Origin of the sequence: Bradyrhizobium huanghuaihaiense (assembly GCF_025200885.1) — a bacterium.
In the GTDB taxonomy this organism is placed as follows: domain Bacteria; phylum Pseudomonadota; class Alphaproteobacteria; order Rhizobiales; family Xanthobacteraceae; genus Bradyrhizobium; species Bradyrhizobium huanghuaihaiense.
This window is the reverse complement of record NZ_CP104172.1, coordinates 1,493,930-1,507,099: the sequence shown is the minus strand read 5'-3', so window position 1 is coordinate 1,507,099 and position 13,170 is coordinate 1,493,930. Positions and strand designations below refer to the sequence as shown.

Genomic DNA, 13,170 nt, shown 5'->3' with positions numbered 1-13,170 from the left:
CGAACGATCGGTGCAGATCATCGGCCCAGCCGAAGTGCTGCGCGCCGCCAAAGGCCAGAGGCTCAATGTATCAATCGACATACGCCAAGCCCCTCGAGCTGCCCGCACTGACCGCAGCGGAGCGGCTCTTCGTCTGGGGATTTCGTGCGAAGGCGCGAAGCGGCGGCGCCGTTCCGACGGCGGCAGACATCCAGCAGGTGTACGACCATTTTCGCGTCGGCGACGCCGTGCCGTCGCTGGAATCCATCATCGAGATCTTCGCCTGCACCGCGCACACGGCGATCGAGGTGCACTGTCCCACCTGTCCGCGCATGTCGGAGAGCGAATGCGGAATCTTGCGGGCAATCGCCGCAGCGCAGAAGGAGCGCGACGATGTCGCGCGCGAGCAGTTCGAGTGCTGGCTGCCGCCGGTGGGCGCGGATTGGGCGCTGGCGCCGGTGCGGGGCCTCGCGACGATCTTCCGCATGGCCGGCCTCATCCTGCCTGACCGGCACGTCTCCTCACGCGGCCATGACCGGACGATGGCAATGAAGAGCTGGTTCGTGGGCAGCCCCACATTGCACTGACGAGATCGTTCATGATGCAGGCCATTTGTGATTCTGCGCTGAATCCGGAAGCCGGTCCGTCGCGGCTCTGTCCGCTGCAGGCCGCGCTTTCGACCCCTCGAAGCGTCGAAGGCTATGATGATTTCTGCCGCGTCGCGCTGTCGCTGCTCCGCTTCATTGGAGCTGCCTATGCGACCGGCGCGTCGGATTGCTGGGAGGCGGCCTATCGCTTTGCCGACGAAGCGCCCGGCATTGCCGACAGCCCGCTGCTGGTCGCGCGCGCGGCCGCGCTGGTCAGGATCCTGCGCAGCGGCCGGCCGTGCGAGCTGTGCTTCATGCCGCCGTCCTGCAAGCGGCTGTCGAAGGACGAGGCGGAGTTGATGCGTTTGCTGACGATCGCACGTCGCAAGCAGCCTGGCGAACTCGAATCGGTCGTCAGCCAGTTCGTCGGCAACGAGAGCGAGCTTGCGACAACCCGGGCAGTCAACGCGCTCGCGGTCTGCTGAGACCTAACCTCCTTTCTTGTCGAGCACGAGATCGATCGTGTGGCTTGCGATCTTGCGCAGCTGGGCTTCGTCGCCATAGGCGCGTTCGAGCACGGCGAGGCCGCGCGTCACCGTGACGATGTGCAGCGCTGCTACTGCGGGATTGCCGTTGAACTCGCCGCGCCTGGCACCCGCCGACAAGGTGTCCTGGACGAGCGTGGTGATGCGGGAGACGAGGCTCGCGAAGGCCTGGCGCGCCTCTTCATCCAGTCCTTCGCCCTCCGCCGCGCCGAGCTCCATCAGGCCGCGCGTGGTCGGACATCCCCGCGGCGGCGCGCCGGAGCGGAAATTGCTGATGGTGAGGTCGAAGAACGCGGTGAGACGTTTGCGCAAGGACCCCATCCCGAGCGCCTTTTGCAGGGCGAGCAGATAGTCGCCCGCGTAGCGTTCGTAGGCCTGCAGGAACAGCGCTTCCTTGCTGCCGAAGGCATTGTAGAGGCTGCCGCGCTGGACACCGGCGTCGCGCGCGATGTCCGACAGCGAGGTGCCGCGAACGCCCTTGCGCCAGAACTGGTCGAACGCGATGCGCAGGACGTCGTCGTGATCGAATTCGCGCGGCCTCAAGCTCTGCTCCTCAAAGTATTTGACACAGCGTCAAGAACATGCTTTCTCGACATCGTGTCAAAAATAAAACGGGATTATCCCGTTTCGTCAATAAGCCGACGGCCGGCGCGGATGATGCGCCTGGCCGATCGGGTCCGCATGCAGAGGGACGTACGATGCCTCTCCTCCACATCTCGATGCGCGCCGGAAAGCCGGAAGCCTACCGCCAGGCCATCCTCGACAGTCTCTACTGCGCCATGCGCGAGGCGCTGAACGTCCCTGATGGCGACGAGTTCATGAGCATCAGCGAGCTTTCGCCCGCAAACTTCCGCTGCGGCAATGCCTACGGCGTCAGCCGCAGCGAGGACGCCGCGCTGATCCAGATCACGGTGTTCGCCTCGCGCACCCCCGAGCAGAAGAAGGCGCTGTACCGGCGGATCGCCGAGCTGCTCGGCGAGAGCCCGGGCATCCGGCCCGAGGACGTGTTCGTGAACGTGCTCGACTCCCCGGCGGAGAACTGGTCGGTGGGGCACGGCATCGCGCAATTCGCGTGAACTTGCCGGGCGCCGCGGAAGCTGCCTGTGCGGCGCCGTGGTCTTCGAGGTCGAAGGTCCGTTCGACCGGTTCCTGAACTGCCACTGCTCGCGCTGCCGCAAGGCGACCGGGACCGCGCATGCCTGCGAGGTGATCGTGAAGGCAGAGGCTGAACTGCAGATGGAGGACTGAGCTTCAGCTTCCCGCATGCGCCCCGTGGTGACGGTGATAAGCACTCGGCGAGGGCCAGGTCCAACCCTTCAATGCCGTTCGATCCGGCTCGAAGATTTCGATCTTGAGCGGATGGCACGCCGCGGCATCGCTGGAATGAGTTGCGCTGCAGTCTCCACCGGGACAGGCCGACAACGCTCCGAGCAGGTCGATCTCCGCGAAAAACTCGATGAAGTCGCCGGGGCGGACCGGACTTGCCTTCATGAAATACTGGTGTGTGTCCTTGGTGAAGCCGGTGCACATGAAGACGTTGAGCACGTCGTGGACATGATGCTCCACCGCGTGCGGCTCCATCTGCAGTTCGGTCGCCAGCGCACGCGACAGGTTGGAGTGACAGCAAAAATCGTAAGCCGTGCCGTTCAACAGGAGGTTGGTATAAGGGTCGCAGCGCGTGCCGATCACATCGTGAATGCCGGCGCCGTCCGCGTCGAAGCCGTACCAGCCGAGCGTATCGTGACTGATGGTCGCCATCGGCCGAAGATAGGGCATATTGCTCCAGAGCCGGTCACCGGTGCCGACATGCGTGCCATGGAGCGCCCGGGTCTTGCCGCTGAAGAAGCGCTCGGCGAGATCGTCCGCGTTCCAGAGATTGAGGTCGCCGACCTGAGGGCCTTCGATGCTGACGATGCGGAAGAACTGGCCGCGCGCCACGCGAAAGGCACGGGCATCGCGTGGCGGCACGATGAGCTCGTGCGTCTTGACCGCCGCACGGCGGGCTGCTTCGAGCGCGGCCATATCCGGCCCGGGCATCGTCCCGGCCGGATAGACGATAGCCGGCTTGGCAGCGCGGCGCGAGGCGGCATCAGCGGGAGCTGGTGGGATATTTGGAGGCATTGTTCGGTCTCGGATCGACTCGGCAAGAGGAGAGGCGCTGGCTGACGGCGGAAGCGGTTGACCCTACCGCCTCACCTCAACCGCCGGCAACGCACGCTTCCATGATCCCGTCGAGCTCGGCCTGCGAGAGCACCCCGAGCTCGGCGATGAAGACGATCCGCGTTCGCGGCACACCTGTCGGCGGTGCCTCGCCTGGCGCGAGTGTGGCGCGGCCGCCGGCGAACTGGAACACCATCTGGCGTCCCGGTTGCTCGACGGTCTCGAACAAGCCCTTGGCACGCGCGAGCTTTGGTGCAAGCCGGCCGATGGCCTGCTGCAGGCGCGGCAGCGAGATCGGGTAATCGGAGGTCCAGCTCAGCGTCTCGAAACGTTCCTCGGCCGGCCGTTTCGGTCCCGGCTCGCGCCGGGTTGGCGCGCGATCGACGGCTGCGGGAAACAATAGCGCAGACGGAATCTCGCCGTGGTTCGCATCGACCACTACGGCGGGGACTCGCTGGGCGCGGATGGCTTCGCGCATCCGCGCAGCTGCGCCCTCGTCCGCCAGATCGAGCTTGCTGAGCGCCACGATATCGGCGACGCGCAACTGCGACCGCACAAGCGCGTCATTCAGAGCTGACGGCGGCGTCCCCGCATCGATCACGCAGAGCACGGTCTCCAGCGGCGCCTCGCGCAGGATCACCGGGTCCATCAGGTTGCGCACGATGTCGGCGGGATCGGCGATGCCGCTGGTCTCGATGACGATGTACTCAGGCCTGGGATCGCGCCGCAGCAGCGTCGAGAGCGTGCGGAGCAGATCGCCTTCGAGCGAGCAGCAGATGCAGCCATTGGCAAGGCTGACCACGCCGTCGCTCGCGCCCGCGATCAGCTCCGCATCGATGTTGATGGCGCCGAAATCGTTGACGACGGCAGCGATCCGTCGCCCATCCGCATGCGCGAGCAGATGGTTCACGACCGTGGTCTTGCCGGCCCCGAGAAAACCCGTCACCAGGAGAACGGGGACCGGCATGGGTCAGCCCTCGACAACGGGGCGGCGCACGGGTTTTCCCGGCCGCGCGTTCACGTCCAGAATGCCGTCGCTGATCAGCGGCTGACCGCTGACGATGAGATGGCGCACGCCTTCCGACGGGCGGTTCATCGCCGTGAAGGTCGCGCGGTCCGAGAGTTTTTCGTAATCGAACACGACGATGTCGGCATCCGCGTCCTTGGTGAGCCGGCCCTTGGCGCGCATCGCAGGCGTGCTCTGCGACAGGATCTCCGCCGGGATCAGCGCGCATTTGCGTACGCCTTCCAGCAGCGACACCGCTTTGCGCTCGCGCACCCATTCGCGAATGAATTTGGTGAAGCAGCCGGCCGAGCGCGGATGCGAGGTGGCGTCGTCGGGCAGCGGCCAGGCATCGCCGGTGTAGGTCTTGCCGTCCGACGTCGTCCACGGCATCGCGTCGGAGGCGATGGCGCCGCCGGGATAGAGCACCGACATGTCGAGCAGGTCGCGGTGATGCGCATTGTGCTCGGTGTCGAGGATGTGCCAGAGCACCAGCGAGGACGGCTCCTCGGCCTGTGCCTTGAGCAGCTCCTCGCGGTCGTGGAAGCGGTAGCCGTCGGTCACGCGCTGCACGGAATCGTAGCCGGTGCCGTTGCGCTCGACGAATTGGGGATCGCTGAAGAAGGCGGCGGCGAGCACGGTCGAGCCGGTGCCGTAAGGATAGGCCTCGACCGTAATGGGGAGGCCCTGCGCCTGCGCCTTCTCGACCAGCACGCGGCAGCGCTCGATGTCGGTCTTGCTCGACGAGTTGAAATGGCAGATGTGCATGTGCGCGCCGGTGGCGCCGGCATAGCCGATCAGGCGGATATAGGCTTCCACCGCGCTCTCGGGGTCGATGCGCGACATGAAGGCGACGTGGGTAAAGGTCAGTACGTCCTGCTTCGCGGCGAGCTGGCACACCGCGGTCAGCTCCTGCACGCCCGCGCCCGGGGCATAAGCGTTCAAGATGCCGATGCCGATGCCGCCTTCGTTGAGGCCGCGCGCGAGGCGCTCGAGGATGCCGGCGACTTCCGCATCGGTTGCGACATTGTCCATCCAGCGGCGATCGCGCATGGCATTGCCGAACGCCTCCAGCGAACTCTCGGCATTGGAGCCCGTCATCGCGCCGATACGGGCGAAGGCCCAGTTGGTGGCGGCGCCATAGTTCAGCACGCGCCCCTTCCGCGCCTGGCGCTCATACCAGGACCCGACCGGCAGCACGCCGGCTTCGAGATCAAGCGTCGTCGTGACGCCGTCAAAAGCCTGCATGCGGTCGGCCGGGATCGACTGGCCATGGGCATGGAGATCGATGAAGCCGGGCGCGACCACGAGGCCGGTGGCGTCGACCACCCGCTCGGCGCCGCCGAGACCCGTGCCGACAGCCGCGATCTTGCCGTCCGCCACCGCCACATCGCCGATGGCATCCATCCCGCTCGCGGGATCCACCACCCGGCCGCCGCTGATCACCAAACCGCTCATCTCGTCACTCCGAAAAGCCATTGCAAAAACCTCCAAAGGCCCGGCAGCAGCTCCGGAGGCACGTCGGCGCGCATAGTGCAGATTCTGGGGAGAACGACCACCACCACTGATGCCGATGCTGCATGCTTGCAAGTGAGGCCCATGAACGCAGGGCGTGTATCGGGACCGGAGCGCAACAACGCCGCTGCGTCAATTCGCCAATCCGCATACGCCCGCATCCTCGCGGCTTATTTGGCCCGAGCTGTGCTTCGCTTCACACCCTCTCTTGAGAAAGGGCGCAGGGAAGACCGGGCGCCAGCTGGCACCCATAAGACCCCTGCGCTGAACGAATGCACGCGCAATGCACAGGGGAGACACAGGGCAGCCGAAACCAGGCCTTCCCTGCGCGATGGTCTGACGGCCTATGCCGCGCTCTCCCGGGAGCCGAGTTCCTTCTGGCCTCCCTCGCCTCCGCGAAAGTCGCGGCACCGCGCCGGTTGACGCGATGACGCCTTCGCCAGGGCTTGACCGTAGCTACGACGACCAGGACCACACGGTTTCGCCGTACGCGGACACTCCCGCTTCGCCAGAGGCGTCACGGGACTTGAGCGCCGTCCGTCTTTGCGGCCCGCACCATGCTCACGAGGTTCATCTCGCCCTGCACGCGCAAGGTCCGCCTTTAACGCCGCCCGCGTCCACCGCAATCCCAGCCCGCGCTCGAAACGACGTACGACCGCCCCTTTGGTGGGCTGGGATGCGCGACACATACGACAAATCCGAATTTCGGTAAAGTGGAATATTTTTGTGAAGAGGGGTTGATGCCAATTGGAGCTGTTTTGCCCGACGCCCGGTGGGCGATCCGCACGTCGGCCGGTAACGGTGCGACATGCTGATCCGCCTCGGGACAGCTAGTTGACAGCTCTTCGCAAAAAAAACTAGGGTGGCCGCGACGGTTCTCCTTCGGGAGATCAATAGGGAATACGGTGCGGGGATTCCCCCAACTCCGTGGCTGCCCCCGCAACTGTAAGCGGTGAGCCTTCGCCAAACGCCACTGGGCCTGCGGGCCTGGGAAGGCGGCGACAGGCAACGACCCGCGAGCCAGGAGACCTGCCGTCAGTCGTGGTCACACGCGAGCACATTGGGCGGGGTGTCCTGGTGGGTGTTGGACTGCCGTCTTCTTGAGACAGCGGCCAAACTGCGTTCGCGGTGACGTGCCACGTTACCGCGAGTCTATTGATGACCTCCCGTACGATCTTCGCGCCGCGGCTCCGCCGCGCATTTCTAACTTCAGCTGCATTCTCCTGCCTGGTTTTGTCGACCGATGGCTGGGCACAAGCCGAAAGACCAACCGAGACGCTCGACCCCGTGGTCGTGCAACAGTCGGCAAGGCCGAGCTCCCGCAGCCCCCGACGCAGCGCAGCCACGCGCTCCGCGCGTTCGCTCCAGCAACGCAACGTGGCTGCCAACACCGGCGCACCGCCTACCGCCTCGACAGGCCCTGCCTTCGCCGCACCGACGCTCAATCTCACCGGCACCAGCACGGCCGGCAGCCGCCTCGGACTGACGCGGCTGCAGACGCCGGCCAGCGTGGAGGTGATCTCCGCTGAAACCATCTCCGAACGCGGCCAGCAGAACATCCTCGACGCTGTGACGCAAAACGCCACGGGCTTCACGGCAAGCCCGGCACCGGGCAATGGCGGCGTCTCGTTCAATACCCGCGGCTTCACGGGCCTCGGGTCCGTCATGACGCTGTACGACGGCACCCAACTCTATATCGGTGCCGGGACGGTGACGTTTCCGTACGACACCTGGTCAACGGAGCGCATCGAGGTGCTGCGCGGCCCTGCGTCGGTGTTGTACGGCGCGGGCGCGGTCGGCGGCGCCATCAACGTGGTTTCGAAACTACCATTGTGGGTCCCCCGCAATCAGGCCGAGGTGTCGCTGGACAGCAACATGACGCGGCGAATTGCGGTGGACAGCGGCGGTCCGATCAACAAGGACGTCGCCTACCGGATCACCGCAACAGGCAATATGTCCGACGGCTGGGTCGATCGCGACAACACCTCGAACGTCGCGCTTCATGCCGTAGTCCAGATCAAGCAGAACGAAGACGTCACCTGGACGCTGTCGACGGACTACGGTGACCGCAACCCGTCGCGCTATTTCGGCACGCCGCTGATCAACGGCAGGCTCGATGAATCGCTACGCTTCAAAAATTACAACGTCAGCGACAGCCACATCCGCTACCAGGATAGCTGGAACCAGGTGAGGACCGAATGGCAGATCGCCGATGGAATCTCGGTTCAAAACACGCTTTACTATTTGAACTCCCAGCGACACTGGAAGGACGTGGAAAGCTACGCCTATAACCTCGCCACCGGCCTGATCAACCGAAGCAGCTATATCGAGATTTTTCACGATCAGCAGCAGGTCGGCAATCGCATGGATGCGAAATTCCGCGGGCATGTCTTCGGCATGGCCAATGAGTTCGTCGCAGGCTTCGACGTCAACAGCATCAATTTTACCCACACCAACAATTCCCCCTACGGCGGCTCGTCGTCCGTCAATCCGGTCAACTTCGTTCCAGGCATATTCAGCAGTCCGAACCCCACGGTTCCCGGCTTTGGCAGCGTAACCAATCAATACGCGCTATTCGCCGAGAACAGGTTGTCGGTCACCGAGCAACTATCCCTGATCGCCGGCATCCGTCAGGATGAGCCCACAGTCACGCGCACCGACTATGTCACACCTGCCAACAGCTTCGAAAAGTCGTTCTCCTCGACGACCTGGCGCGCGGGTGCGGTCTATACGCCCGTCAAGGATCTCGCTTTCTATGGCCAATATTCCACCGCGGTCGATCCGGTCGGAGGGATTATCTCGCTGTCGTCCGCAAACAAGAATTTCGATCTCGCCACCGGCAAGCAGATCGAGGTCGGCGTCAAGCAATCGTTCTGGAACGGCCGCGGAGAATGGACTCTGGCCGGCTACGAGATCGTGAAGAACAACCTGCTCGCACGCGATCCCAACATTCCCTCGCTGACCGTCCAGGTCGGCCAGCAATCATCGCGCGGTGTCGAAGCATCGGTCGGCTTCCTGCTCGACTACGGTTGGCGAATCGATGCCAATACTGCCTTCCTGCGCGCAAAGTATGATGACTTCGTGCAGGCAGTCGGCGGCGGAAGCGTGAACTATGCCGGCAATGTCCCCGTCAATGTACCGCAGCACGTCTCCAATATCTGGGCAACCTGGGCCTTTGCACCGAACTGGTCGGCCAATGCGGGCGTGCAGATCGTCGGCAAAACCTATGCAGACAATGCCAACACGGTGACACGCCCGGCCTACAACATTGTCAATACCAGCGTGCTGTGGAAGCCCGATCTCAACACCACCGTGTCGTTCCGGATCTACAATCTTTTCGATGAGGTCTACACGACGTCGGGCGGCACCACGCAGTGGCTGCTCGGCATGCCACGCACGGCGCAGCTCGCCGTCAACGTGAAGTTCTGAGCGTGGCACGCACGCTGAAACGCGCGCTCCGGCGGTGGCTGTACATCGGCCACCGCTGGGTCGGCATCGTCATCTGCCTGTTCTTCGCCATGTGGTTCATTTCCGGCGTGGTGATGATGTATGTCGCTTTTCCCGGCCTTTCCGACAAGGAAAGGCTGGCAGCGCTTCCCGACATTCGATGGGACAAGGTGGCGTTTTCGCCGGACGATGCGATGAGGGCCGCAGGCGCCACGCGCTATCCGCGCGATCTACGGCTTTCCATGCTGGCCGACGAGCCGGTGTATCGGATAACCGGCTGGGACGGCGGACGGCTGGCGATCTCGGCAGCCGATGGCCGCATCATCACCGGCGTTTCCGAACGGCAGGCGCTCGCGGTCGCGCAACATCATCCCGCGAGCAGATCTCCGCAGCTCGAAGAAATCATCGATCGCGACCAATGGAGCGTCACTGCCCGCTACGATCCGCTGCGACCGCTTTACCTCATTCGGCTCGGCGACGATGCCGGCACCAAGCTCTATGTCTCCTCGCGCTCCGGCGAAATCGCGCTCGACACCAACCACACCGAACGCGTCTGGAACTGGCTCGGCTCGATCCCGCACTGGATCTATCCGACCGTGCTGCGCAAAGACGGGCCGTTGTGGCGGCTGGTGGTGCTCTGGATCTCCGGCATCTGCCTGATCATCGGCGTTACCGGCATCTGGATCGGCATCCTTCGCGTCCGGCTGAAGCGGCGCTATGCGAGCGGCAGGATCACGCCATATCGTGGCTGGATGGCGTGGCACCACGTCACTGGCCTGCTCGCGGGCATCTTCGTGCTGACCTGGACCTTCTCAGGTTGGCTTTCGCTCAATCCCGGCGAATATTTCGCAAGCCGCAACACGACGCGCGAGGTGCTGCAGCGCTATGCCGGCCACGATGCGCCGACCATCGCTGCGAAGCTGCCAACGCCGCAATCCGCCGCGGTCGAAGCGCGCTTTGTCTGGCTCGATGGCAGTCCGATGATGATCGCCGCATCGCGTGATGGCACGCAGCGGCCGCTGGATGTGACGTCCGGCCAATTGGCAACGCTTCCGCAGGATCGCCTCTGGATTGCCGCAACAAAGCTGCTGCCGCAAGCCCGCGTCGCGGAGCGACAGGTCCTCGGAGAATATGACGCTTATTGGTATGCGCACCATCACGACCGCGAATTGCCGGTGTTGCGTGCGGTGTTTGATGATGACGCGAAAACATGGTTTCACATCAGCCCTGTCACGGGCGACATCCTTGGCCGCGTGGACAGCAGTCGTCGCACATATCGCTGGCTGTTCAACGCGCTGCACAGTTTCGATTTCCGGTTGCTGCTGATGTATCGCCCGGCCTGGGACATTGTGGTGTGGCTGCTGTCGATCCTTGGGACCATCGTCTCGGTGAGCGGTGTCGTCGTCGGCTGGCGCTATCTGCGCCGTTAGAGCAAACCCGCTTCGGCTAAATATGAGAGCGATGCAGATCAGTTCCTCGCGGCGCCTCAGGTTCCGGTAACGAACGCGGACGCCATGTCCACGCAACCGCGACACTGCTCCGCCGTCTTCTCGCCCCCATTGTCATTCAGGGAGAAAGGCGGGGCGGCTTACGGTGGGCATAGTTCCCTGGGGTTCCGTGTGATCGTCCGACGTCTTCTGCAACCCGACTCCCGTCATTCTGTTTCGCGCCGCGCGCTCCTCGGCGGCTTTGTGTCGGCAGGAAGTGCCCTCGCGCTCGGCGGATGCGCCGGCCTCGGTGCGACCGGCGCGCGCTTCGACGCGTCGTCCCTCTCCGTTGACCCCACGGTGCTCGTCACCACCACGCGCAAGCCCGTGGGCGGCGGCCGCACCAAACCCTGGTTCGGGCCGGAGCGCGCGACGAGCATGACGGTCGCGCGGGCCAGGCTGGTGGCCCCGGACGAGAGCCGTCTTTCTCTCGCCTCGGTTGGACTCGGCGATTGGCGTCTTGATCGGATCGAACCGGTGTCGGCCGACGCCGGCGACCTCGCTGCGCAGGCCGGCGGAGGGGACGTGCTGATCTACGTGCACGGCTTCAAGCAGACATTCGAGACGGCGGTGCTGGATGCCGCCCATCTCTCCGATGGGATCAAGTTCCGCGGCCGGACCATGGCATTCTCCTGGCCCTCCAAGGCAGGACTGTTCGACTATGCCTATGACCGCGACAGCGCGATGTGGTCTCGCGACGATTTCGAGCGCGTGCTCTCTGCGCTCGTGTCGGCGCCGAGCGGCGGCCGCGTGCACATCGTTGCGCACAGCATGGGAACCATGCTGACTCTCGAAAGCCTGCGTCAGCTCTATGCGCGATACGGCGACACGGTGACGAGCAAGATCGGCGCGGTCGTGTTTGCCGCGCCCGACATCGACATGGACGTGTTCTCGTCGGCCATCCAGCGCATCGGCCCGCTCGCCGGCAAGATCACCGTGATCGCCGCGACGAACGATCGCGCACTCGCGCTGTCGGGCCAGATCGCAGGTGGAATGACCCGGGTCGGCGCCGCAGAGAAGGCCGCCATCGCGCGCCTCGGTGTGCGTGTGGTCGATGCCTCGCAGGAAGGCTGGGGCATCATCAACCACGATCTGTTTCTGTCGAATGCGGACGTGCAGCGGGTGATCCGCCGCTCGATTGACGGCACGACGGCGTAAGAGGGCACCCGCGCCGAGCCATGCGAAAGCCTGCTCCTGCGCACGCTCGCTGCGGCTCCGAGGGGAAATGAATTGCAGCTTGCGGATGGAAGACCTATGTTGGGTCTCTAGTCAGGCAGCCGCCCATCGTATGGCGAGAGTCTGCAGGGTCGACCTCACGGTGGATGGTTTCCATTCAGCATCGGAGGTGATGCCATGGCCATTGCTCCCACGCTCCAGAAATACCTCGCCGCTGAGAACATCCAGTACGAGGTGATCCCGCACGAACTCAGCATGACGTCCGCTCGAACGGCCGAGGCATGCCATATCTCGGGCGACCGCCTCGCCAAGGGCATCGTGTTGCGGCGCGACGGCGGATACATGCTGGCAGTCCTGCCCGCATCGCACCACCTCCGCCTGTCGGACCTGAGGACAAGCCTCGGCGACAATGTCCACATGGCCGATGAAACCGAGATCAATCGGCTGTTCAGCGACTGCGCACACGGTGCAGTTCCTGCCGTCGGCAAATGCTACGGATTGGATATCATCGTCGACGACAGCATCGAGGCACAGCCGGACATCTATATGGAAGCCGGCGATCATGAGACGCTGCTTCATATGGGTCACACCCAGTTTGCGCGCCTGACGGCCAACGCACCGCACGGGCGCTTCAGCGCGCATGACTGAGGATTATGTACACCGCCCATTGCCCTTGCGATCCTGGGCGGGAACTCTGGCCGCGAAGCGCCGTCATACTGTTGAGCAGGTGGCGGCGAGAATGTCTTCGCTTGTCTGGTCGGAGTTCGGAAGATGGGGGGGCCGCTGCATTGCATCAACGCACTTGAAACCCACGAACGGAGGCTCGCCATGAAAGTCAAAGACGTGATGCACAAGGGTGTCGACTGGGTCAGCCCCGACACCCCAATCACCGAGCTTGCCAAACTGATGCGGGCGCATGACATCGGCTGCATTCCGATTGGCGAGGATGACAAGCTGGTCGGAATGGTGACCGACCGCGACATCGTCTGCAAAGGACTCGCGAGCCACAGCTTCGATGCCGGCCGCGCGAAGGCCCGCGACGTGATGACCGAGGGCATCCATTGCTGCCGCGAGGACGATGACCTCGCCAAGGCGATGCATCATATGGAGAAGCTGCAGGTCCGCAGGCTGCCGGTGATCAACAAGAGCAAGCGGATGGTCGGCATCATCAGCCTGGGTGACGTCAGCCATTCCACGTCGGGTGATATGCTGACCGAGACCGTCAGGAGCGTTTCGGCGCATCACTGAACTTGCGGCCAGGACATAGGGCC

The 13,170-nt window shown here is 64.2% G+C and carries 12 protein-coding genes, 1 pseudogene and 1 riboswitch; of the genes and pseudogenes, 9 read left to right on the top strand and 4 right to left on the bottom strand.

Annotated elements, in window-relative coordinates:
* The first annotated feature begins 65 nt into the window (after positions 1 to 65).
* Together N2603_RS07165 and N2603_RS07160 are read left to right on the top strand one after the other, a co-directional pair.
* A complete protein-coding gene (locus N2603_RS07165; RefSeq protein WP_260388200.1) occupies positions 66 to 566 on the top strand; it encodes a hypothetical protein in 501 nt (166 codons plus the stop codon).
* An 11-nt stretch (positions 567 to 577) separates the two neighbouring features.
* Positions 578 to 1,051, top strand: a complete 474-nt coding sequence (locus tag N2603_RS07160; protein WP_260388199.1) for a hypothetical protein — start codon at positions 578 to 580, stop codon at positions 1,049 to 1,051.
* 3 nt (positions 1,052 to 1,054) lie between these two features.
* On the opposite strand, the gene N2603_RS07155 is transcribed toward N2603_RS07160, so the two are convergent.
* The gene (locus N2603_RS07155) at positions 1,055 to 1,654 is read right to left on the bottom strand and encodes a TetR/AcrR family transcriptional regulator (RefSeq protein ID WP_260388198.1); all 600 of its coding nucleotides are present in this window, start codon (positions 1,652 to 1,654) and stop codon (positions 1,055 to 1,057) included.
* A 155-nt stretch (positions 1,655 to 1,809) separates the two neighbouring features.
* Between N2603_RS07155 and N2603_RS07150 the strand changes: the two genes are divergently transcribed.
* On the top strand, positions 1,810 to 2,187 hold the full coding sequence (locus tag N2603_RS07150) for a tautomerase family protein (RefSeq protein WP_260388197.1): 378 nt from the start codon (positions 1,810 to 1,812) through the stop codon (positions 2,185 to 2,187).
* Positions 2,188 to 2,212: 25 nt separating this feature from the next.
* Positions 2,213 to 2,338, top strand: a pseudogene (locus tag N2603_RS07145) (GFA family protein); the annotation flags it as partial.
* A gap of 24 nt (positions 2,339 to 2,362) precedes the next feature.
* On the opposite strand, the gene N2603_RS07140 reads toward N2603_RS07145, so the two are convergent.
* The 3 genes from N2603_RS07140 to N2603_RS07130 all read right to left on the bottom strand — a co-directional run bounded on the left by N2603_RS07140 (position 2,363) and on the right by N2603_RS07130 (position 5,732).
* Positions 2,363 to 3,232 carry an urea carboxylase-associated family protein gene (locus N2603_RS07140; RefSeq protein WP_260388195.1) on the bottom strand — a complete coding sequence of 290 codons (870 nt, stop codon included), beginning with the start codon at positions 3,230 to 3,232 and terminating at the stop codon, positions 2,363 to 2,365.
* A gap of 76 nt (positions 3,233 to 3,308) precedes the next feature.
* Positions 3,309 to 4,238 (bottom strand): CobW family GTP-binding protein, encoded by a 930-nt coding sequence (locus tag N2603_RS07135; RefSeq protein WP_260388194.1) that lies wholly within the window; start codon positions 4,236 to 4,238, stop codon positions 3,309 to 3,311.
* A gap of 3 nt (positions 4,239 to 4,241) precedes the next feature.
* Positions 4,242 to 5,732: an amidohydrolase family protein gene (locus tag N2603_RS07130; RefSeq protein ID WP_260388193.1), complete on the bottom strand. Its 1,491-nt coding sequence runs from the start codon at positions 5,730 to 5,732 to the stop codon at positions 4,242 to 4,244.
* Between the two features lie 912 nt (positions 5,733 to 6,644).
* Positions 6,645 to 6,840: riboswitch (cobalamin riboswitch) on the top strand.
* A gap of 107 nt (positions 6,841 to 6,947) precedes the next feature.
* On the opposite strand from N2603_RS07130, the gene N2603_RS07125 reads away from it, so the two are divergent.
* The 5 genes from N2603_RS07125 to N2603_RS07105 all read left to right on the top strand — a co-directional run bounded on the left by N2603_RS07125 (position 6,948) and on the right by N2603_RS07105 (position 13,147).
* On the top strand, positions 6,948 to 9,218 hold the full coding sequence (locus N2603_RS07125; RefSeq protein WP_260388192.1) for a TonB-dependent receptor: 2,271 nt from the start codon (positions 6,948 to 6,950) through the stop codon (positions 9,216 to 9,218).
* A 2-nt stretch (positions 9,219 to 9,220) separates the two neighbouring features.
* On the top strand, positions 9,221 to 10,666 hold the full coding sequence (locus N2603_RS07120) for a PepSY domain-containing protein (protein ID WP_260388191.1): 1,446 nt from the start codon (positions 9,221 to 9,223) through the stop codon (positions 10,664 to 10,666).
* Between the two features lie 189 nt (positions 10,667 to 10,855).
* Positions 10,856 to 11,881 carry an alpha/beta hydrolase gene (locus N2603_RS07115; RefSeq protein ID WP_260424160.1) on the top strand — a complete coding sequence of 342 codons (1,026 nt, stop codon included), beginning with the start codon at positions 10,856 to 10,858 and terminating at the stop codon, positions 11,879 to 11,881.
* A gap of 195 nt (positions 11,882 to 12,076) precedes the next feature.
* Entirely contained in the window at positions 12,077 to 12,547 is a 471-nt protein-coding gene (locus tag N2603_RS07110) for an aminoacyl-tRNA deacylase (RefSeq protein ID WP_145831458.1), read from the top strand.
* A 180-nt stretch (positions 12,548 to 12,727) separates the two neighbouring features.
* Positions 12,728 to 13,147 carry a CBS domain-containing protein gene (locus tag N2603_RS07105; RefSeq protein ID WP_211413190.1) on the top strand — a complete coding sequence of 140 codons (420 nt, stop codon included), beginning with the start codon at positions 12,728 to 12,730 and terminating at the stop codon, positions 13,145 to 13,147.
* Positions 13,148 to 13,170 lie beyond the last annotated feature (23 nt).

Excerpts from the sequence above, each read along its gene's own strand:
- N2603_RS07165 (WP_260388200.1), top strand. The coding sequence starts at position 66 with ATGTATCAATCGACATACGCCAAGCCCCTCGAGCTGCCCGCACTGACC.
- N2603_RS07160 (WP_260388199.1), top strand. The coding sequence starts at position 578 with ATGATGCAGGCCATTTGTGATTCTGCGCTGAATCCGGAAGCCGGTCCG.
- N2603_RS07150 (WP_260388197.1), top strand. The coding sequence starts at position 1,810 with ATGCCTCTCCTCCACATCTCGATGCGCGCCGGAAAGCCGGAAGCCTAC.
- N2603_RS07140 (WP_260388195.1), bottom strand. The coding sequence starts at position 3,232 with ATGCCTCCAAATATCCCACCAGCTCCCGCTGATGCCGCCTCGCGCCGC.
- N2603_RS07135 (WP_260388194.1), bottom strand. The coding sequence starts at position 4,238 with ATGCCGGTCCCCGTTCTCCTGGTGACGGGTTTTCTCGGGGCCGGCAAG.
- N2603_RS07130 (WP_260388193.1), bottom strand. The coding sequence starts at position 5,732 with ATGAGCGGTTTGGTGATCAGCGGCGGCCGGGTGGTGGATCCCGCGAGC.
- N2603_RS07125 (WP_260388192.1), top strand. The coding sequence starts at position 6,948 with ATGACCTCCCGTACGATCTTCGCGCCGCGGCTCCGCCGCGCATTTCTA.
- N2603_RS07110 (WP_145831458.1), top strand. The coding sequence starts at position 12,077 with ATGGCCATTGCTCCCACGCTCCAGAAATACCTCGCCGCTGAGAACATC.
- N2603_RS07105 (WP_211413190.1), top strand. The coding sequence starts at position 12,728 with ATGAAAGTCAAAGACGTGATGCACAAGGGTGTCGACTGGGTCAGCCCC.